The organism is Streptococcus sp. 11273D007BT (genome assembly GCF_053547195.1).
In genome coordinates this window covers 2037338-2058101 of the sequence record NZ_JBPWPE010000001.1, presented here as the reverse complement: position 1 = coordinate 2058101, position 20764 = coordinate 2037338, and the positions used below count along the sequence as shown (strand labels likewise).

Sequence of the window (20764 nt, the reverse complement as noted above, 5' to 3'; positions counted from 1 at the left end):
AAAACTCTTTTGAAATAGGTGGGGTTTTTAAGCGCTTTTTGTTATAATATGAAGGAATGAATATTTTAGATGGAGAAGAGAAATCATATGAAACGTTCAATGTATGCAGGACGTGTTCGCACAGAACATGTTGGACAAATCCTAACTCTTAAAGGTTGGGTTGCTAGACGTCGCGACTTAGGAGGTTTGATTTTTATTGATTTGCGTGATCGTGAAGGCATCATGCAATTGGTGATCAACCCAGAAAATGCTTCAGCAGAAGTTGTGGCTGCAGCTGAAAAATTACGTAGTGAGTATGTTATTGAAGTGACGGGTCAAGTTGAAAAACGTGGTCAAGCTAATGATAAATTGCCTACAGGTGAGGTGGAATTACATGTTGAGCAGTTGCGTATTTTAAATGTAGCCAAGACGACTCCTTTTGAAATTAAAGATGGTGCAGAAATCAGTGATGAGACACGTTTGCGTTATCGTTACCTAGATCTTCGTCGCCCTGAGATGCTCGAAAACTTTAAACTGCGTGCAGCGGTGACACATTCTATTCGCAATTATTTGGATGCTCTTGAATTTATTGATGTCGAAACACCGATGTTAACGAAGTCCACTCCAGAAGGAGCGAGGGACTACCTTGTACCAAGTCGAGTGAGTCAAGGTCATTTTTATGCTCTTCCGCAAAGTCCTCAAATTACAAAACAATTGTTGATGAATGCTGGATTTGATCGCTATTATCAAATTGTTAAGTGTTTCCGTGATGAAGATCTTCGTGGTGACCGTCAACCTGAGTTTACACAGGTTGATTTAGAAACATCATTTTTAACAGATCTTGAGATTCAAGACTTGACAGAAGGTTTACTCGCAAAAGTGATGAAGGATACAAAAGGGATAGAAGTCACTTTGCCATTCCCACGTATGTCTTATGACGAAGCTATGAACAAGTATGGTTCAGATAAGCCAGATACTCGTTTTGAAATGCTTCTAGAAGACTTGACAGAAACTGTAAAGGGAGTCGATTTCAAAGTCTTTTCAGAGGCTGAGACAGTAAAAGCAATCGTTGTCAAAGGTAAGGCGGATGCTTATTCTCGTAAAGATATTGACAAGTTGACAGAGTTTGCCAAACAATTTGGTGCTAAAGGTCTAGCTTGGGTGAAGTATAATGATGCTAACTTAGCAGGTCCAGTTGCTAAGTTTTTAACAGATATTGAGTCAGCTCTTGTTGAGCGCTTAGCGCTTTCTGAAAATGATTTGGTCCTTTTTGTAGCAGATAGCTTAGATGTTGCGAATAATACTTTAGGCGCTCTTCGTAATCGTATTGCTAAGGAGCAAGATTTGATTGATGAGTCACAATTTAATTTCTTGTGGATTGTTGATTGGCCAATGTTTGAATGGTCAGAAGAAGAAGGTCGCTACATGTCAGCTCACCATCCTTTCACCCTGCCGCAAGCAGATACAGCACATGAACTTGAGGGTGATCTTAGTAAGGTAAAAGCTATTGCTTATGATATTGTCTTAAATGGTTATGAGCTTGGTGGTGGTAGCTTGAGGATTAATCAAAAAGACTTACAAGAGCGGATGTTAAAAGCTCTAGGATTCTCTCTTGAGGAAGCTAATGAACAGTTTGGTTTCTTGTTAGAAGCTATGGACTATGGTTTCCCACCACACGGTGGTTTAGCCTTGGGTCTAGACCGATTGGTGATGTTATTGGCTGGTAAAGATAATATCCGTGAAGTAATTGCCTTTCCTAAAAATAATAAGGCTAGTGATCCTATGACACAAGCACCTAGCCTTGTTTCTCCAAAACAACTTGAAGAGCTTGCTTTGCAAGTAGAGGACAATGATTAAAAAAGCTAGTTTTAAAAAGAAAACAAAGTATGCAGTTGGTCAGGCTGCTAAAAAAGTAGGATTGTTTCAAACCCTACAAAGTATTTCAAGGGAAAAATATGCAGAGAAGGTATCCGCTTCCCTGCTTTATGCCCTTTTATCCAGTATTGCAGTTAACTTTTTCTTTCAGCCAGGGCATGTCTATTCCAGTGGTGTCACTGGTTTAGCACAGGTTCTGTCAGCTCTAAGCCACCGCCTACTAGGTTTTGCAATTCCTGTAGCTCTTACCTTTTATGCTATTAATATTCCTTTGATTGTATTGGCTTGGTATAAGATTGGGCATAAATTTACAGTCTTTACTTTTATTACAGTTACTTTAAGTACCTTATTTATTCAGTTTATGCCTGAAATAACCTTAACCGAAGATCCCTTGATTAACGCCATTTTTGGTGGTTTGGTGATGGGAGTTGGCATAGGTTATGCTTTGAAGTCTAATATTTCAAGTGGTGGGACAGATATTGTTAGTTTAACGATTCGTAAGAAAACAGGCCGTGATGTTGGCAATATTTCCTTAGCAGTGAATGCTGTCATTATGTTGTTTGCGGGACTTTTGTTTGGTTGGCAGTATGCCCTATACTCCATGGTGACAATCTTTGTCTCTAGTCGTGTGACGGATGCTGTCTTTACCAAGCAAAAGAAAATGCAGGCTATGATTATCACCAGTAATCCTGATAAAGTCACCCGCATGATTCACAAAAAATTAAATCGTGGTGTGACCTGTATCAATGATGCAGAAGGAACTTATAATCACGAGAAAAAATGTGTCTTGATCACTATTATCACCCGTTCAGAGTATGCTGAGTTTAAGTATTTGATGAAAAAATATGATCCGACAGCCTTTGTTTCGGTAGCGGAGAATGTTCATATCATTGGAAGATTTGTGGAAGAGGATCAGTAGGAGTTAAGGAGATTTTGTATGATAGTGGATTATCAGTTTCGTCTGAAAAATATGATTCTGATTGCCTTTGGGGCAGCTATTTATGCTTTTGGATTTGTTTACTTTAATATGGCTAATCAAATTGCAGCCAATGGTTTATCTGGTCTAACACTAGTCTTACATGCCCTTTTTGGAATTAACCCCACCTATTCAGGTTATCTGATTAATCTACCTTTGATCCTTTTAGGAGCTTACTTATTTGGTCGTAAATCAATGATTTATACGATTGAGGGAATTTTCTGTCTCTATTTTTTTATTTGGATCTTCCAGAAAGTTCCTATTGTCATTGATTTAGAACATGATGACTTGGTAGTATCCTTGCTCGCTGGCATCACTGCTGGTTTAGGTGGTGGATTGGTCTTTAGAAATGGGGGGACTATTGGAGGGTCTGATATTGTAGCACGTGTTATTGAGGACAAGTTTGGAATCCAATTAAACCAAGCTCTTCTTGCATTTGATATTTTTGTGATGATTTTATCGCTGACCTATATCACTATTCCCAAGATGATGTATGCTTTGATTGCTAGCTTTATGTATAGCCAGATGGTTAATCTAGTTCAAAATGGAGGATATGCTGTTCGGGGCATGGTCATCATTTCTAATCGCTCTCAAGAGATTTCAAAGGTTATTATGGAAGATCTGGGGAGAGGGGTAACTTTTTTAAAAGGAGAAGGAGCCTACTCTGGTCAAGAAAAAGATGTGATGTATGTTGCTTTGAGCCCTACAGATGTTCGTGATGTTAAGATCTTAGTGAGAGAACTTGATTCGCAAGCTTTTGTTTCAGTCTTTAATGTTGATGAAGTCATGAGTCCAGAATTTGTGGCATCAAAAAGTAAATATCGAAAAATGAAAAAATAGAAAGGAGGAAATTGGGAGATGATGATTGATCCCGATTTCCTTTTTTGTGGTAAGGGGGATACGTGATGAAAGAAGATAAACGATTAACCTTTAAGAATCTGCTAATGATTGCTTTGGGGGTTGCAATATATACTTTTGGTTTTGTCAAGTTTAATATGGCTTATCATTTAGCTGAAGGGGGCATCGCAGGAGTTACTCTTATCATCAATTTTTTAACAGGTCTTAATCCTGCCTATTCTTCCCTACTCTTAAACTTACCGTTATTTGTCTTGGGGGCACGTGTTTTTGGAAAAAAATCATTAGTTTTAACCATTTATGGCACCCTCACCATGTCTATTTTTATCTGGCTATGGCAACGTGTTCCAATTGAAATTCCCTTAAAGAATGATATGATGTTGGTGGCTGTGGTCGCTGGTCTTTTTGCAGGTGTAGGAAGTGGTCTTGTTTTTCGATATGGTGCCACAACAGGTGGAACAGATATTATCGGGCGTGTCTTAGAGGAAAAATTCGGCTTCAAATTGGGGCAGACGCTTTTAACCATAGACCTGCTGGTTTTATTAGCTTCTCTAACTTATATTGATTTACAACATATGCTTTATACCTTAATTGCCAGTTTTGTCTTTAGTCAAGTCGTAACGGTTGTTCAAAATGGTGGTTATCGTGTTCGAGGAATGATTATTATTACGAAACAATCAGATTTGGTAGCAAAACGAATTTTAAATGAGATCAATAGAGGAGTAACCTTTTTACAGGGACAAGGTGCTTACTCAGGAACTTCTTATCAGGTACTCTATGTGGTGTTAAACCCTAGCGAAGTAAGAGATGTTAAGGCGATTTTGTTAGATATGGATCCAGATGCCTTTATCTCTATTTTAGATGTAGATGAGGTCGTTAGTTCCGATTTTACGATTCGAAGGAAAAAGAATCTGAATTAAGAAAATCCCATTTGGTATTTACCAAATGGGATTTTGTTTACATTTCGTTTGGTGCTTCTACTCCAAGAAGAGCAAGGGCTTCTTTTAAGACTGTTGCTGTGGCATAAGAAAGTGCTAAGCGACTATCACGTTCTGGACTGTCATCTAGAATACGAGTGTGCGCATAGTACTTGTTAAAGCTTTGTGCAAGGTTAATCGCAAATTTAGCGATGATAGATGGCTCAAAGTTATCGGCACTGCGGACAATAATACGTGGGAAGTCTTGGATCAATTTGATAATTTCCCAGCTTTCTGTATCAGATAAGCTATAAGTTGTTGTTTCGTCTGGTGTGAAGTCGGCCTTACGCAAGATGGATTGGATGCGTGCGTGAGCATATTGCACATAAGGTCCAGTTTCTCCTTCAAAGGAAACCATAGCTTCTAGGTCAAAGTCATAACCATTGGTGCGGTCTGTTTTTAGGTCGTAGAACTTGATGGCACCAACTCCCACAGCATGAGCTACGGCATCTTTGTTTGGCAAGTCAGGGTTTTTGCTCTCAATTTGAGCTTTAGCACGACTAACTGCTTCGGCAATAGTTGGTTCAAGTAGGATAACGTTCCCTTTACGTGTAGAAAGTTTTTTACCTTCTTTAGTGACTAGACCAAAGGCAACGTGAGTAATATCCTCACTCCAGTCATAGTCCATTTCCTTAAGGACAGCTTTAAGTTGTTTGAAATGGGCTGACTGTTCTTGCCCTACCACATAAATGGCCTTAGCAAAGTCATATTGGCGTTTGCGATAAAGAGCAGCAGCGAGATCGCGTGTGATATAAAGAGTGGCACCGTCAGATTTTTTGATAAGAGCGGGGTGTTCAATACCGTATTTTTCAAGGTTGACAACTTGAGCACCTTCTGATTCTTCAAGGAGACCTTTTTCTTCAAGCAGTTCAACGATTTCATCCATCTTGTCATTATAAAATGCTTCACCGTTGTAGCTATCAAATTTAACATCAAGCTCTTTATAAAGGCGGTTAAACTCTACTAGACTTTCATCACGGAACCATTGCCACAAGTTAAGTGCTTCTTCATCACCATTTTCTAACTTACGGAACCAGTCACGTGCTTCGTCATCTAATTCAGGATGTTCTTTAGCTTCCTCATTGATACGAACATAGAGTTTTAAGAGTTCACTGATAGGTTTTTCTTCAACAGCTTTTTGATCTCCCCATTTTTTGTAAGCAACAATTAGCATACCAAACTGTTTACCCCAGTCACCGAGATGGTTAATGCGGACCGTATGATAGCCTAATTTTTTAAAGATATTGGATAAGCTGTCTCCGATAACAGTTGAGCGAAGATGTCCAATAGAAAAAGGTTTGGCAATGTTTGGACTGGACATGTCAATGGCAACATTTTTTCCTTGCCCAATACTTTGATCAGCGTAATGCTCTTTATTACGAATCACTTCTTTCAATACTTTTGCAGAAATAGCCTTTTTATCGAGGAAAAAATTGATGTAAGGTCCAACTGCCTCTACTTTTTCAAAGGCTGAAGCATCGATTTTTTCTGCAATTTCTGATGCAATCATTTGAGGGGCTTTTCTAAGAATTTTAGCGAGGCTAAAGGCAGGAAAGGCCACATCTCCCATGTCAGAATTTTTAGGTGTTTCAAGTAAGTTGGAAATTGTTTCTTTGTCCAAGTCAGGGACAACTTTATTGATTTCTAAAGCAATCAATTCTTTGTTATTCATAAAGGTACTCCTTTGTTAATCAGTCATTCTATTTTAACATAAAATCACTCAATTGATGACTAAAAATAGAAGATTTCTAGGAAGTCTCCTGCTTTAAGTGTCGAAAAAATAAGGAATTTTTGATATAATCAGTTAGCATATTTATACAAGATTGAGGATATCATGAACAAACAAGAACGTCAAAATAGAATCAAACGGATTATCCAGAAAGGCCGTGTGGGAACACAAGAAGAGATCAAGGCTCTTTTAGAGGAAGAGGGCATTTCTGTAACACAAGCCACTTTGTCTCGTGACTTGAGAGAAATTGGGTTATTAAAATTACGGGATGGTGAAGGTCGATTGTATTATAGCCTATCTAATCTAACAGATAGCAGTTTTTTAGAGGCAATATCGCCGTTTATCTTAAAGGTTGCGCGTGCAAGTTTTATGTTGGTCATCCATACTAATTTAGGAGAAGCTGATGTTTTAGCTAATATTATTGATGCTGAGAACGAGGAGGGGATCTTAGGGACAATTGCTGGCGCTGATACATTGATTGTGATTTGTCGAGATGAAGCGATGGCAAAAAATTTAGAAAGTGATATTGAGTTATCACTATGATACCTTTTCAAAAACAGTTAGATCATCTAGCTAGTCTTCTAGCCCAGCATCCTAATGTGATTTCTTATCAAGCTCTAGAAAAAGAAGTTAAATCATTACCACAATTACAAGAGCAAACTATAAAGATGAAAGCTTATCAGCAAGAAGCAGTTTTATATCAAAAGTTAGAGAAATCTCAAGCTTATGAAAGCAGTAGTGAGGCTGCTATTCTTTTAGAGGTTGAGCTTAATCAAAATCCCCTTGTTCAAGCTTATCGTGTAAAGTTACAAGACACTAGTGATCTTTTACAGTATGTGACAAAATCTATTGAAGATAAAATAAATGAGGAGTTGACATCATGACAAAAGAAAAACTCTCCCCAGGCATGCAGCAGTATCTGGATATTAAAAAAGAATATCCAGATGCTTTTTTGCTATTTCGTATGGGGGACTTTTATGAGTTATTTTATGAGGACGCGACAAAAGCTGCTCAAATTTTAGAGCTGACCTTGACGAGTCGTAATAAAAATGCAGATCATCCTATTCCAATGGCAGGCATGCCTTTTCATGCAGCACAACAATATATTGACACCTTAGTCGAGTTGGGATATAAGGTGGCGATTGCCGAGCAGATGGAGGATCCAAAAAAAGCTGTCGGTGTGGTCAAAAGAGAAGTTGTTCAGGTCATTACCCCAGGGACAGCTATTGATTCCAGTAGTCAGGATGCTAGTAATAATTTCTTAGTCTCTCTTGATACAGATGGTCTTTCTTATGGCCTTGCTTATATGGATGTATCAACAGGGGAGTTTCATACAACTACCTTATCAGATTTTGATACAGCCACATCAGAGATTTTAAACCTTAAGGCAAAAGAAGTTGTTTTGGGGTATCAGCCACCTGAACAAGAAAAGCACCTTTTAACCAAACAACTCAACTTGTTATTATCTGAGAGTTTGGAGGCCATAGAAGATTTACACCTTATTGACAACGCCTTGACACCTCTTGAAAAAAGCAGCGCAGGTAAGTTATTAGCTTATGTTAAAACCACGCAACTAAGAGAACTTAGCCATCTCCAAAAAGCTTTACATTACGAAATTAAGGACTTTTTGCAGATGACTTACGCCACGAAAAAAAGCTTAGACTTATTAGAAAATGCTCGGACAGGAAAGAAACATGGTAGTTTGTACTGGCTACTAGATGAGACTAAGACGGCTATGGGGACTCGTTTATTGCGTAGTTGGATTGATCGGCCTTTGGTGAATCAAACTAAAATTTTAAATCGTCAAGAGGTGATTCAAGCTTTCTTAGACCATTTTTTTGAGCGCCATGATTTAACAGAAAGCTTAAAAGGAATCTACGATATTGAGCGTTTGGCTAGTCGAGTTTCTTTTGGAAAAGCTAATCCTAAGGATCTCCTTCAACTTGGAAAAACCTTGTCCAATGTTCCTATGATTAAGTCTATCTTAGAAACGTTTGATAGCCCTGCTTTAGAACAGTTGGTTGCACAACTGGATCCCCTACCAGAGTTGGAACACTTGATTAGCTCAGCTATTAATCCAGAAGCTCCCATGACAATTTTAGAAGGTGATATTATCAAAACAGGGTTTGATGAAAAACTAGATGGCTATCGCCGTGTGATGAAAGAAGGAGCAGGATGGATAGCTGAGATAGAAGCTAAAGAGCGTGAAGCTAGTGGCATTTCTAATCTAAAAGTTGACTACAATAAAAAAGATGGCTATTATTTCCATGTAACCAACTCTAATCTTGATTTGGTCCCAGAGCATTTCTTTCGAAAAGCAACCCTAAAAAACTCAGAGCGTTATGGTACAGTTGAATTGGCAAAGATTGAAGGGGATATGTTAGAAGCACGTGAAGAGTCAGCTAATCTTGAGTATGATATCTTTATGTCTATTCGTGCTCAGGTTGAAAAATACATTCAGCGCCTTCAAAAATTAGCCCGCCTACTGGCAACTATTGATGTCTTGCAATCATTAGCAGTTGTAGCTGAAAATAATCACTATATTCGACCGCTATTTAATACTGACCAAATGATTTCGATTGAAAATGGTCGTCATGCTGTTGTCGAAAAAGTGATGGGAGTACAAGAGTATATTCCAAACACCATTACTTTTGATACTGATACTACGATTCAGTTAATTACAGGACCTAATATGAGTGGGAAATCGACTTATATGCGTCAACTTGCCTTGACAGTAATTATGGCTCAAATGGGAGCATTTGTTGCAGCAGATTATGTTAATTTTCCAATTTTTGATGCTATTTTCACACGTATTGGGGCAGCAGATGATTTGATTTCTGGACAATCGACTTTTATGGTTGAGATGATGGAGGCTAATCAAGCGATTCAATTAGCTAGCCCGCACTCCTTGATTTTATTTGATGAGTTGGGTCGTGGAACGGCTACTTATGATGGTATGGCCCTTGCTCAGTCCATTATTGAGTATATTCATGAGCATGTTGGGGCAAAGACCATGTTTGCTACCCATTACCATGAGTTGACAACCTTGTCAAAAACGTTGACACAGTTAGTCAATGTTCATGTCTCTATTTTAGAAAAAGATGGAGAAGTGACGTTCTTGCACAAAATTGCTGAAGGTCCTGCTGATAAATCTTACGGTATCCATGTGGCTAAGATTGCAGGTTTACCGAGAAATTTACTGAATCGTGCAGACACCATTTTAAAAGATTTAGAAGAACACTCGGCTCAGATAGTTGCTCAGGTGAATCCATCTGCTGTTACTAAAGAAGCCGTTAGTACGCAGCTCAGCCTTTTTCAAGAAGCTTCACATCCTGTATTAGATCAATTACAGAAGGTTGATGTCTTAAATCTTACCCCTATGGAAGCTATGTCAACCTTATACGAATTGAAAAAACTGCTTTAGAAAGGGAAGTTATGTCAAAAATTATCGAATTACCAGAGATTTTAGCTAACCAAATTGCAGCAGGTGAGGTGATTGAACGTCCTGCTAGTGTGGTCAAGGAACTGGTAGAAAATGCTATTGATGCAGGCAGCCGTCAAATCACAATAGAGATAGAGGAAGCAGGACTCAAGTCGATTCAAATCACAGACAATGGAGAAGGAATGCGTCAGTCTGACGTTGCTCTTAGTTTAAGAAGGCATGCAACGAGTAAGATTAAAAATCAAGCAGATCTGTTTCGGATTAGAACCTTAGGCTTTCGTGGTGAAGCCCTACCATCTATTGCGTCTATTAGTAAATTAACGATTAAAACGGCTAGTCAGGCAGATCCAAGTGGTACCTTACTTGTGGCCAATGGGGGTAAAGTTGAAAAACAAGAGCCTGTCACAACGCCCATTGGAACAAAAATAAAGGTCGAAAATCTCTTTTTTAACACGCCAGCACGCTTAAAGTACATGAAGAGTTTACAAGCAGAGCAAGCTCATATTATTGATGTGGTCAACCGCTTAAGTTTAGGACACCCAGAAATTGCTTTTACATTGATTAATGATGGTCGTGAATTGCTAAAGACAACCGGAACAGGTGATTTACGTCAAGCTATTTCAGGAATTTATGGTTTGAACACTGCTCGTAAGATGGTGGAAATTAGTACCAGTGATTTGGATTTTGAAATTTCAGGCTATATCAGTTTGCCAGAGCTGACTAGAGCAAACCGTAATTATATTACACTATTAATTAACGGGCGTTATATTAAAAATTTTTTGATCAACCGAGCGATTTTAGAAGGATATGGATCCAAACTAATGGTTGGACGTTTTCCTATTGCTGTCATTGATATTCAGATTGATCCTTATCTTGCTGATGTCAATGTTCATCCAACTAAACAAGAAGTTCGTATTTCAAAAGAAGCTGAGCTGATGCATTTAATTAAAACAGCTATCATGGAAAGTTTGCGTCAACAAGATTTGATTCCAGATGCTCTTGAAAACTTAGCAAAATCAAGCACACGTTCTCTCTCAAAACCGGTTCAAACGACTCTCAATTTAAAAAGTAGTCCATTGAGATACGATGCTGTTAAGCAAGATTTTTTCCTTGATGAAGCTCAAGTAGCAGAAAATGCTGTCAAGGAATTTGACAGTGTTGACAAGGATGTTGACAAAAAAGTTGACATAACGGATGCTGTTAGTTCTTCTGTTAAGATGGCTAACAGAAGAGAGATTGGAGAAGATAGCACATTTTCAGAACATCCAGATTTTGATTGGTCAGTGAAATCGAGTAAAAATCAGATTGACAAGGCTGTAGAAAGACTTGAAAATGAGGTCAGCTCCACATTTCCTGAACTAGATTACTTTGGTCAAATGCACGGTACTTATTTGTTTGCGCAAGGTAAAGAAGGTCTATACATTATCGATCAACATGCTGCCCAGGAACGAGTGAAATATGAATACTATCGGGAAAAAATTGGTCAGGTTGACAATTCTTCGCAACAACTGTTAGTCCCTTATTTATTTGAGTTCCCTAAGGATGATTTTTTGCGTCTAAAGGATAAGATGTCTCTCTTAAATCAAGTAGGGGTTTACTTAGAAGATTATGGTCCAAATACTTTTATTTTGCGTGAGCATCCTATTTGGTTTAAAGAAGAAGAGATTGAATCAGGGGTTTATGAGATGTGTGACATGTTGCTATTAACCAATCAGGTCTCCATTAAGGATTACAGGTCAGAGTTGGCCATTATGATGTCTTGTAAGCGTAGTATTAAAGCTAATCATAAGCTAGATGACTACTCTGCAAGAGATTTACTGACTCAATTATCTGAGTGCCAAAATCCTTATAATTGTCCTCATGGACGACCAGTTCTAGTTCATTTTACGACATCAGATATGGAAAAAATGTTTAGACGTATTCAAGAAAACCACCAAAGTTTACGTGAAATGGGAAAATATGAATAGAAGGAAAAGAGATGTACGATTATATTAAAGGGGTAGTGACACGAATTACTGCTAAGTATATTGTGGTAGAAACAGCGGGTTTGGGCTATATCATACATGTTGCCAATCCTTATAGTTTTTCTGATTTAGTTAATCAAGAAGTTCGCATTTTTTTACATCATGTGGTGCGTGAGGATGCCCAGTTGTTATATGGTTTTCATGATGAGCATGAAAAATCAGTTTTTTTAAATTTAATTTCTGTTACAGGAATTGGTCCAACATCAGCTTTGGCCATTATTGCAGCTGATGATAACGAAGGTTTGGTTGCTGCGATTGATAGTGGCGATATTAAATACTTAACAAAGTTTCCAAAAATTGGAAAAAAAACAGCTCAACAGATGGTTTTAGATTTAGCAGGAAAATTTGTCGAATTAGCTCCTGAGCAGAAAAAATCTCATCAAAAGGCTACTGGTAATCCAGAATTAGAAGAAGCAATGGAAGCTCTTTTGGTTCTGGGATATAAAGCTAGTGAATTGAAAAAAATCCGTGCCTTTTTTGAAGGGACAACTGACACCGCTGAAAACTATATTAAATCTGGCTTGAAAATGTTAGTCAAGTAGATGAAAAGATAAGACGCCAGAGTGCTTAGTTTTGAAGCTACTCTGGTTTCTTTGTTAACAAATTTTAAAAAAGTATGACAGTAAGACCATCATTATCGAATAAATAGTTAGGAGGCAAAGATGAAGGCAGAATTGATAGCGGTAGGGACAGAGATTTTAACAGGTCAAATTGTTAATACCAATGCTCAATTTTTATCTGAGCAGATGGCGCAGATTGGTATTGATGTTTATTTTCAAACAGCAGTTGGGGACAATATGGAGCGTCTTTTATCGATTTTAGACATTGCAAAAAAACGGAGTGATCTGATCATCTTATGTGGTGGTTTAGGGCCAACAGAAGATGATTTGACCAAACAAACCCTAGCGCAATTTTTAAATCGTGAATTGGTTACTGATTTATCTGCTAAAAAGCGTTTAGATGAGTTTTTCTCACATCGACCATCTAGCAGTCGAACGCCAAATAATGAACGTCAAGCTCAGATTATTGAAGGATCAACTGCTTTACAAAATCGCACAGGACTTGCAGTAGGTGGACTCATTACAGTTGATGGTACGACTTATGTTGTCCTCCCTGGGCCTCCAGGGGAGTTAAAACCGATGGTGAGAGAGGAGCTATTGCCACTTTTGGACAGTGGCAAAAAACTTTATTCGCGTGTTTTACGCTTTTTTGGGATGGGCGAGAGTCAGTTAGTCACTTTATTAGATGATTTGATTCAAACACAGACTGATCCCACTTTAGCACCTTATGCGAAAACTGGCGAGGTGACTTTGCGCTTATCCACTAAGGCAAAAAGTCAAAGAGAGGCTACTCTTAAACTAGACCAGTTTGAATCAAAAATATTAGAACGAGAACCACTTTCTCAACTATTTTATGCTTATGGTGATGATACAAGTCTATCAGAAGTGGTGGTTAATCTTTTGAAAGCTAACAATAAGACCATTACGGCAGCTGAAAGTCTAACTGCTGGCTTATTTCAAGCCAGTCTTGCCGATATTTCAGGTGCGTCTCAGATTTTTTCGGGTGGTTTTGTTACCTACAGTATGGAGGAGAAATCAAAAATGTTAGGGATTAATATGAAAGACCTAGCAGAGCATGGAGTGGTGAGTTCCTTTACAGCACAAGCAATGGCTGAAGGAGCAAGAGAAAAGATAGGTGCAGATTTTGCGATTTCCTTAACAGGTGTTGCTGGTCCAGAGGAATTAGAGGGTCAAGCAGTAGGAACTGTCTTTATTGCTTTGGCGAGTGTAGATGGGACAGAGATTTTACAGCTATCTTTAGGAGGAAGAAGTCGCTCTACGATTCGAAGAGTAGCAGTGCTACACGCTTTAAATTTAGTCCGTCAGACTTTATTAAAAAGCTAAAGTTTAGTATAATAAAAAAGATGTGTCTCTAGATTTAAATAAAGGAGAAAAAATGGCTAAAAAATCTGGTAAAAAATTAGATGAAATTACAAAAAAATTTGGTGATGAGCGTAAAAAGGCCTTAGATGATGCCCTAAAAACCATTGAAAAGGATTTTGGTAAGGGGGCGGTGATGCGACTGGGTGAGCGTGTGGAGCAAAAAGTTCAAGTCATGAGCTCAGGTAGTCTAGCGTTAGATATTGCTCTTGGTGCAGGTGGTTATCCTAAAGGTCGTATTATTGAGATTTACGGTCCGGAGAGTTCAGGTAAAACAACAGTTGCTCTTCACGCTGTAGCTCAAGCTCAAAAAGAAGGTGGTATTGCAGCCTTTATTGATGCAGAACATGCTTTAGATCCTTTGTATGCTCAAGCTTTAGGGGTTAATATTGATGAATTACTACTATCACAACCAGACTCTGGTGAGCAGGGGCTTGAAATTGCAGGGAAGTTAATTGATTCAGGTGCGGTTGATTTGGTAGTTATTGACTCGGTGGCAGCTCTTGTTCCTCGTGCGGAGATTGATGGGGATATCGGTGATAGTCATGTTGGACTTCAAGCGCGTATGATGAGCCAAGCGATGCGCAAGTTATCTGCTTCTATTAACAAAACCAAAACAATTGCCATCTTTATTAACCAGTTGCGTGAAAAAGTTGGTGTTATGTTTGGAAACCCAGAAACAACTCCTGGTGGGCGTGCTCTTAAGTTTTATGCTTCTGTGCGTTTAGATGTTCGTAGTACTTCAAATAAAGTTGAGGGAACAGGCGATCAAAAAGGTAGTGTCATTGGGCGTGAGACAAAAATTAAGGTAGTCAAAAACAAGGTAGCACCTCCTTTTAAGGAAGCTTTGGTTGAAATCATGTATGGTGAGGGTATCTCAGCAGCAGGAGAGTTGGTGAAGATTGCCAGTGACTTAGGAATTATTAAAAAAGCTGGTGCATGGTATTCTTATAACGATGCTAAGATTGGACAAGGTTCTGAAAATGCTAAGAAGTACTTGTTGGATCATCCTGAAATTCTAGAAGAAATTGATCGTAAAGTGCGTGTGCATTTTGGCCTGATTGAAGCTTCAGATGAGCCAGTAGCGTCTGTTAAAGAAGAAGTTACAGAGGAAGTTCTTGAGCAGGAAGATGTCGTTCTAGAGTTGGATGATGCTATTGAAATCGAGGAATAAAAATAGGTCCTAAGACGGATTTTATTAAAGGAGGGCCTGTGGTATGATAATAGTATCATGTAAGGAAAGAGAGAATTGACATGATTAAGATTTATACAATTTCAAGTTGTACGAGCTGCAAAAAAGCTAAAACATGGCTTAATGCTCACCAATTACCTTATAAAGAACAAAATTTAGCAAAAGACCCTCTAACAAAAGAAGAATTATTTAACATTTTATCAAAAACAGAAAATGGTGTAGAAAGTATCGTATCTTCGAAAAATCGCTATGCTAAAGCTTTGAAATTTGACATCGAGGAGCTTAGTGTGAGTGAGGTGATTGATGTGATCATCCAGAACCCTCGTATTTTAAAAACGCCGATTTTGATTGATGAAAAGCGCTTGCAGGTTGGATATAAAGAGGATGATATTCGTGCCTTTTTACCACGCTCTGTGCGTAATGTTGAAAATTCAGAAGCATTATTGCGTGCTGCACTATAATGGAATCACATAAAAGGGCTGATGGCCCTTTTATTTTTGATGAGATTAGGTTTGTTTAAGTTTTTTGAGTTATTCTAATCTTACCTTCTGTATCTAGTTCTTGTTTATTCCTTAAAAATAAGATATAATGAATGGGACTATATATTGGAAAGAGGGTGTAGAGATGGGCTTTACAGATGAAACCGTCCGCTTCAATCTAGATGATGTGAATAAAAAAGAAATTAGTGAGACTTTGACGCACGTCTATCGTTCCTTGGATGAAAAAGGATATAACCCAATTAATCAAATTGTAGGCTATGTTTTGAGCGGAGATCCAGCTTATGTCCCTCGTTACAATGATGCCAGAAATCAAATCAGAAAGCATGAACGCGATGAGATTGTTGAAGAGCTTGTTCGTTACTATCTAAAAGGAAATGGAATCGATTTATAATGCGAGTAATGGGATTAGATGTTGGTTCTAAAACAGTTGGGGTAGCAATCAGTGATCCCTTGGGATTTACAGCACAGGGTCTTGAAATCATCAAAATTGATGAAGAAACGGAAGAATTTGGTTTTGAACGGTTATCAGAGTTGGTAAAAGAGTATCGTGTTGATAAGTTTGTGATTGGTTTACCCAAAAATATGAATAACACCAGCGGTCCTCGTGTTGAAGCGAGTCAAGCCTATGGTGAGAAAATTAAGGAACTTTTTCAACTTCCTGTAGATTACCAAGATGAGCGCCTAACAACTGTACAAGCAGAGCGGATGTTGGTAGAGCAGGCGGATGTTAGCCGTGGAAAGCGTAAAAAAGTTATTGATAAGCTTGCTGCCCAACTGATTCTACAAAATTATCTAGATCGTATGTTTTAAAGGAGAAAATAATGTCACATAATCATGATCATGAACATGAAGTTATTACGTTAGTGGATGAGCAAGGAAATGAAACCTTGTTTGAAATTTTATTGACAATTGATGGTCGAGAAGAATTTGGTAAAAACTATGTTCTTTTAGTACCAGCAGGTGCAGAAGAAGATGCTAATGGTGAAATTGAGATCCAAGCTTACTCTTATACAGAAAATGAAGATGGTACAGAAGGAGATCTTCAACCTATTCCTGAAGATTCAGATGCGGAGTGGGATATGATTGAGGAAGTCTTCAATAGTTTTGTAGATGAGGATTAGTAAAAAGACTGGGTAACCAGTCTTTTTTGTCAAATAACATATCTTTTTTCGAATAAATTAGTATGAAGAAAAAATTTTTAACATTAAGCGAGAAAGAACGGATATTTTTAAGAAATTATTCACGACAGTCTTTACACCGTTTCAAAGATATTTTGTATTATCTTTATCTTTGTGAGAAATTGACTAAACACTAATTTCTGATATACTGGAAGAGATATGAAAGATAAGGAGAGGTCTGTTGTGGATCAAGAAAAACAGCAAATTCCAACAACAAGTTCAGAATATAGTCGTATGCAACGTAGTGGGAAAAAAGAGAAGATAGCTCTTTCTATGGAAGATGCTCCCAAAACTAAAATCAAAGTCCCGTCTCAGCATAAGTTTTACATTGCTTTGATGAGCTTATTGGTAAGTATCATTAGTATTGCCCTTCCCATTTTTAGCGGTTTGGCAAGTACTCAGCAATCAGAAAATCTTTATATTGGTTTTATGATGAGTCAGGGTACCTATCCCTATAGTGAGATTTATGCAAGCTCAGGGATTATTTATTATGCTTTATTGGCTCTATCTTACTTAGGAGGAACACTTCTCTTAACAATCCCTATATATTTTCTGGCACATTATATTTCGGGAATCTATATTTATAAGCTAATGTCTTATTTGACACTTAGAGATAGTGCAACGATAGCCTTAACGAGTTTTTTCTATGTGCTTTTAGCAACTTTTGGCTTTGGGGGTCTTTATGCCAGTCAGTTAGCCCTTCCTTTTATCTTAGTTTCAATTTGGTTTTTGTTGCGTTATTTTAAACAAGAAATTCCAGATGAGACCTTTATGATTTATGGCTTGACGGGGGCTATTGCTATTTTAATTGAGCCAAGATCCTTAGTTTTTTGGCTATTATCGGTTATCTTTATTGGTATTTATAATTTAAGAAATAAACATATAGCAAGAGGGTTCTATCAATTGTTATGTGTCTTGTTTGGAAATTTATTGGTTTTTTATATTGCAGGCTACTTTGTATTGAATATGCAGTCTGTCTCAGCTTATTTAGAGCAAACAGGGTGGAATAATTTTGTTCAACCAGCATTATCTGATGGTAGTTTGGTATTCACTATTGGATTGCAACTTTTAATGATATTTTCTTCGGGCTTAGTTTTTTGGGGACTCAAATCTTTAATTTCTTTAAAATCCTTTAAAGAAGACAAATGGTTTTGCTACCTTATGCTATGTAGTTCTGTTTGTTATCTGATTTATGCTATTTTTTCTCGAACTTATGACTTATCTCAGTTAATTCTATTTTTACCTTTTGGTCTTGTTCTATCAGCCCCTTATCTTAATGAGGCTTATGAGGTGGTTAATAAGAAACAAAGACGTAGTCATCGTGTGACTAAAACATCAAGAAGTTTTTTTACTTTTATTTTTAAATCTTTTTATTATTTGCCAGTTGTTATGGTGATTTATGCTATGGCTGCTCCTGTTGTGTCTTATGCTTCATCTTATCGGATGTCAACAGAGCGTGATCTTATCGCAACTTACCTAAAAAAAGAGGTCGGTAAAAATGATATAATATATGTATGGGACTCACAGGCAACGGTTTATATAAAGAGTCAAACTAGTTCAAGTAGTCTTTACCCTCTACCTTTTTTGGCAGCACGTCAGTCATCTTACCAGAAGGAATTAGAAGACAATCTGTTATCTGACAAAGCTACTTATGTGATTCAAAATAAAAAAATGGCATTATCAGATGCTGTTAAACAAAATTTAGCAAAAAATTATGAAAAAATTTCTCTTGATCAGGTTGAGGGATTTGTTGTCTATAAACTCAAGTAAATCAATATCTTGTGGGTGTTTATTCAAAAAACCACAAGATATTGATTTTTTTCTTTGTTATGATATAATAAAAACGTTGTTAAAGGAGGAGAAATAATGCCAGTACTTAGTGAACATGATGTTACAAATCGTTTTGATATGGTGGTCATCAAACGTGATGGGCGTAAGGTGGGACTGGATGGAGATAAAATCTATCAAGCCCTTCTTAAGGCAGCTCAAAAGCTTGCTCCCATAACGCCAATCATGGAAGCTAAGTTAGAAAGTATCACGAATGCTGTCTTGGCTGAGATTTTTGACCGCTTTACAGTAGATGTAAATATCTATGAGATTCAAAATATTGTGGAGCATGAACTACTACAAGCTAATGAATATGATCTTGCAGAGGAATATATTCGTTACCGTACACAACGTGACTTTGACCGAGCTCAAGCAACGGATATTAATTTTAGCATCGGTAAGTTAATCAATAAAGATAGTGCGGTGGTTAATGAAAACGCGAATAAGGACAGTGATGTTTTTAATACACAGCGTGATTTGACCGCAGGTATTGTTGGTAAATCTATAGGTCTTAAGATGTTGCCTGCTCATGTGGCCAATGCACATCAAAAAGGTGAGATTCACTATCATGATTTGGACTATAGCCCTTATACTCCTATGACAAATTGTTGTTTAATTGATTTTAAGGGAATGCTAGCCAATGGGTTTAAAATTGGTAACGCAGAGGTAGAGAGTCCGAAATCTATTCAGACGGCAACCGCTCAAATCTCACAGATTATTGCGAATGTAGCCTCTAGCCAGTATGGTGGATGTTCAGCAGATCGTATTGATGAAGTGTTGGCTCCTTATGCGGAGTTGAACTACCATAAGCACCTAAATGACGCTAAAGAATGGGTGATGCCAGAAAAGCATGAGGCCTATGCGCGTGAAAAGACTAAAAAAGACATTTATGATGCCATGCAGAGTTTGGAGTATGAAATTAATACTCTGTTCACCTCAAATGGACAAACGCCATTTACTTCTTTAGGATTTGGCTTGGGGACATCTTGGTTTGAACGTGAAATTCAAAAGGCCATTTTAACCATTCGTATTAAGGGCTTAGGAAGTGAAAATCGGACGGCTATTTTTCCTAAGTTGATTTTTACCGTAAAGCGTGGCTTGAACTTAGAGGTTGGCTCTCCTAATTATGATATTAAGCAGTTAGCAGTAGAATGTGCCACTAAGCGTATGTATCCTGATATGCTGTCTTATGATAAGATTGTCGAATTAACAGGTTCTTTTAAGGTGCCTATGGGCTGTCGGTCTTTCTTACAAGGTTGGAAGGATGAAACAGGACAGGATGTCACATCTGGTCGGATGAATCTTGGTGTGGTAACGGTTAATCTGCCACGGATAGCACTTGAATCTGCAGGAAACAAGGAAAAATTTTGGGAGATTTTTTCAGAACGTATGGGTATAGCAAAAGATGCCCTAGTGTATCGTGTAGAGCGTGTCAAAGAAGCGACACCAAGCAATGCGCCTATCCTCTACCAATATGGTGCTTTTGGTAAGCGTTTGAGAAAAGAAGATCAAGTGGATCAGGTTTTTAAAAATCGTCGTGCCACGGTGTCACTAGGCTACATTGGTCTTTATGAAGTTGCGACCGTCTTTTATGGTGGGCAGTGGGAGGACAAGCCAGAAGCCAAGGCATTTACTCTTGACATTATTAAGAAAATGAAGGCATTGACAGAGGATTGGTCTGACCAATATGGCTATCATTTCTCTGTTTATTCAACACCATCAGAGAGCTTAACAGATCGTTTTTGTCGTATAGATACTGAGAAATTTGGAATGGTTGAAGATATTACAGACAAGGAATACTACACTAATAGTTTCCATTACGATGTGAGAAAAAATCCAACGCCTTTTGAAAAGTTAGACTTTGAGAAGGATTATCCAGAAGCGGGAGCAAGTGGTGGTTTTATTCATTACTGTGAGTATCCTGTGCTACAACAAAATCCAAAAGCTCTAGAAGCGGTATGGGATTATGCTTATGATAGAGTAGGATATTTGGGAACAAATACGCCTATTGATCACTGTTATGCTTGTGATTTTGAAGGGGATTTTGAACCAACAGAGCGTGGATTTAAGTGTCCTAATTGTGGCAACAGTGATCCTAAGACAGTTGATGTGGTGAAGCGGACTTGTGGTTATCTAGGAAATCCGCAAGCGCGTCCAATGGTGAATGGTCGTCATAAAGAAATCATCGCACGTGTGAAACATATGAACGGCTCTAGTTTGTAAGAATGAGGAGTGGAACAGTTTCATCTTAAACCTTTTTACCTCATAGG

Annotated in this window: 18 protein-coding genes; 17 read left to right on the top strand and 1 reads right to left on the bottom strand. The window is 37.9% G+C overall.

Going from position 1 to position 20764, the window contains the following annotated elements; genetic code table 11:
* Window positions 1–87 precede the first annotated feature (87 nt).
* The 4 genes from aspS to ACEE75_RS10390 all read left to right on the top strand — a co-directional run bounded on the left by aspS (window position 88) and on the right by ACEE75_RS10390 (window position 4605).
* Window positions 88–1836, top strand: a complete 1749-nt coding sequence (gene aspS, locus ACEE75_RS10405) for an aspartate--tRNA ligase (RefSeq protein ID WP_447575411.1) — start codon at window positions 88–90, stop codon at window positions 1834–1836.
* Entirely contained in the window at window positions 1829–2773 is a 945-nt protein-coding gene (locus tag ACEE75_RS10400; protein WP_447575412.1) for a YitT family protein, read from the top strand. The genes aspS and ACEE75_RS10400 overlap by 8 nt, the downstream gene beginning before the upstream one ends.
* An 18-nt stretch (window positions 2774–2791) precedes the next feature.
* Window positions 2792–3670 (top strand): YitT family protein, encoded by an 879-nt coding sequence (locus tag ACEE75_RS10395; protein ID WP_447575413.1) that lies wholly within the window; start codon window positions 2792–2794, stop codon window positions 3668–3670.
* 65 nt (window positions 3671–3735) lie between these two features.
* Entirely contained in the window at window positions 3736–4605 is an 870-nt protein-coding gene (locus ACEE75_RS10390; protein WP_447575414.1) for a YitT family protein, read from the top strand.
* Window positions 4606–4642: 37 nt separating this feature from the next.
* Here the strand turns inward: ACEE75_RS10390 and argS are convergent, their stop codons facing one another.
* Window positions 4643–6334 (bottom strand): arginine--tRNA ligase, encoded by a 1692-nt coding sequence (gene argS, locus ACEE75_RS10385; RefSeq protein ID WP_447575415.1) that lies wholly within the window; start codon window positions 6332–6334, stop codon window positions 4643–4645.
* A 162-nt stretch (window positions 6335–6496) separates the two neighbouring features.
* On the opposite strand from argS, the gene argR reads away from it, so the two are divergent.
* From argR to nrdD, 13 genes are all read left to right on the top strand, one after another.
* The gene (argR, locus tag ACEE75_RS10380) at window positions 6497–6934 is read left to right on the top strand and encodes an arginine repressor (RefSeq protein ID WP_354367270.1); all 438 of its coding nucleotides are present in this window, start codon (window positions 6497–6499) and stop codon (window positions 6932–6934) included.
* Entirely contained in the window at window positions 6931–7275 is a 345-nt protein-coding gene (locus ACEE75_RS10375) for a YlbF family regulator (RefSeq protein ID WP_447575416.1), read from the top strand. Before argR ends, ACEE75_RS10375 begins: the two co-directional genes overlap by 4 nt.
* Window positions 7272–9815 (top strand): DNA mismatch repair protein MutS, encoded by a 2544-nt coding sequence (mutS, locus tag ACEE75_RS10370; protein ID WP_447575417.1) that lies wholly within the window; start codon window positions 7272–7274, stop codon window positions 9813–9815. The genes ACEE75_RS10375 and mutS overlap by 4 nt, the downstream gene beginning before the upstream one ends.
* A gap of 11 nt (window positions 9816–9826) precedes the next feature.
* Window positions 9827–11800 (top strand): DNA mismatch repair endonuclease MutL, encoded by a 1974-nt coding sequence (gene mutL, locus ACEE75_RS10365; protein ID WP_447575418.1) that lies wholly within the window; start codon window positions 9827–9829, stop codon window positions 11798–11800.
* 11 nt (window positions 11801–11811) lie between these two features.
* Entirely contained in the window at window positions 11812–12399 is a 588-nt protein-coding gene (gene ruvA, locus ACEE75_RS10360) for a Holliday junction branch migration protein RuvA (protein WP_447575419.1), read from the top strand.
* Between the two features lie 120 nt (window positions 12400–12519).
* Window positions 12520–13761: a competence/damage-inducible protein A gene (locus tag ACEE75_RS10355; protein WP_447575420.1), complete on the top strand. Its 1242-nt coding sequence runs from the start codon at window positions 12520–12522 to the stop codon at window positions 13759–13761.
* A gap of 52 nt (window positions 13762–13813) precedes the next feature.
* Window positions 13814–14971, top strand: a complete 1158-nt coding sequence (recA, locus tag ACEE75_RS10350; protein ID WP_447575421.1) for a recombinase RecA — start codon at window positions 13814–13816, stop codon at window positions 14969–14971.
* A gap of 80 nt (window positions 14972–15051) precedes the next feature.
* Window positions 15052–15450 carry a transcriptional regulator Spx gene (gene spx / locus ACEE75_RS10345; protein ID WP_354367284.1) on the top strand — a complete coding sequence of 133 codons (399 nt, stop codon included), beginning with the start codon at window positions 15052–15054 and terminating at the stop codon, window positions 15448–15450.
* Between the two features lie 163 nt (window positions 15451–15613).
* Complete coding sequence (locus ACEE75_RS10340) at window positions 15614–15880, top strand: IreB family regulatory phosphoprotein (RefSeq protein WP_354368372.1); 267 nt, start codon at window positions 15614–15616, stop codon at window positions 15878–15880.
* On the top strand, window positions 15880–16299 hold the full coding sequence (ruvX, locus tag ACEE75_RS10335; RefSeq protein WP_447575422.1) for a Holliday junction resolvase RuvX: 420 nt from the start codon (window positions 15880–15882) through the stop codon (window positions 16297–16299). Before ACEE75_RS10340 ends, ruvX begins: the two co-directional genes overlap by 1 nt.
* Before the next feature lie 11 nt (window positions 16300–16310).
* Entirely contained in the window at window positions 16311–16610 is a 300-nt protein-coding gene (locus tag ACEE75_RS10330) for a DUF1292 domain-containing protein (protein ID WP_354368376.1), read from the top strand.
* 240 nt (window positions 16611–16850) lie between these two features.
* Window positions 16851–18437 carry a DUF2079 domain-containing protein gene (locus tag ACEE75_RS10325; protein WP_447575423.1) on the top strand — a complete coding sequence of 529 codons (1587 nt, stop codon included), beginning with the start codon at window positions 16851–16853 and terminating at the stop codon, window positions 18435–18437.
* 96 nt (window positions 18438–18533) lie between these two features.
* Window positions 18534–20717, top strand: a complete 2184-nt coding sequence (gene nrdD / locus ACEE75_RS10320; protein ID WP_449164805.1) for an anaerobic ribonucleoside-triphosphate reductase — start codon at window positions 18534–18536, stop codon at window positions 20715–20717.
* Window positions 20718–20764: the final 47 nt, after the last annotated feature.

Bases quoted from the DNA above. Each gene is read 5' to 3' on its own strand.
- aspS (WP_447575411.1), top strand. From the start codon at position 88: ATGAAACGTTCAATGTATGCAGGACGTGTTCGCACAGAACATGTTGGA.
- ACEE75_RS10400 (WP_447575412.1), top strand. From the start codon at position 1,829: ATGATTAAAAAAGCTAGTTTTAAAAAGAAAACAAAGTATGCAGTTGGT.
- ACEE75_RS10395 (WP_447575413.1), top strand. From the start codon at position 2,792: ATGATAGTGGATTATCAGTTTCGTCTGAAAAATATGATTCTGATTGCC.
- ACEE75_RS10390 (WP_447575414.1), top strand. From the start codon at position 3,736: ATGAAAGAAGATAAACGATTAACCTTTAAGAATCTGCTAATGATTGCT.
- argS (WP_447575415.1), bottom strand. From the start codon at position 6,334: ATGAATAACAAAGAATTGATTGCTTTAGAAATCAATAAAGTTGTCCCT.
- argR (WP_354367270.1), top strand. From the start codon at position 6,497: ATGAACAAACAAGAACGTCAAAATAGAATCAAACGGATTATCCAGAAA.
- ACEE75_RS10375 (WP_447575416.1), top strand. From the start codon at position 6,931: ATGATACCTTTTCAAAAACAGTTAGATCATCTAGCTAGTCTTCTAGCC.
- mutS (WP_447575417.1), top strand. From the start codon at position 7,272: ATGACAAAAGAAAAACTCTCCCCAGGCATGCAGCAGTATCTGGATATT.
- mutL (WP_447575418.1), top strand. From the start codon at position 9,827: ATGTCAAAAATTATCGAATTACCAGAGATTTTAGCTAACCAAATTGCA.
- ruvA (WP_447575419.1), top strand. From the start codon at position 11,812: ATGTACGATTATATTAAAGGGGTAGTGACACGAATTACTGCTAAGTAT.
- ACEE75_RS10355 (WP_447575420.1), top strand. From the start codon at position 12,520: ATGAAGGCAGAATTGATAGCGGTAGGGACAGAGATTTTAACAGGTCAA.
- recA (WP_447575421.1), top strand. From the start codon at position 13,814: ATGGCTAAAAAATCTGGTAAAAAATTAGATGAAATTACAAAAAAATTT.
- spx (WP_354367284.1), top strand. From the start codon at position 15,052: ATGATTAAGATTTATACAATTTCAAGTTGTACGAGCTGCAAAAAAGCT.
- ACEE75_RS10340 (WP_354368372.1), top strand. From the start codon at position 15,614: ATGGGCTTTACAGATGAAACCGTCCGCTTCAATCTAGATGATGTGAAT.
- ruvX (WP_447575422.1), top strand. From the start codon at position 15,880: ATGCGAGTAATGGGATTAGATGTTGGTTCTAAAACAGTTGGGGTAGCA.
- ACEE75_RS10330 (WP_354368376.1), top strand. From the start codon at position 16,311: ATGTCACATAATCATGATCATGAACATGAAGTTATTACGTTAGTGGAT.
- nrdD (WP_449164805.1), top strand. From the start codon at position 18,534: ATGCCAGTACTTAGTGAACATGATGTTACAAATCGTTTTGATATGGTG.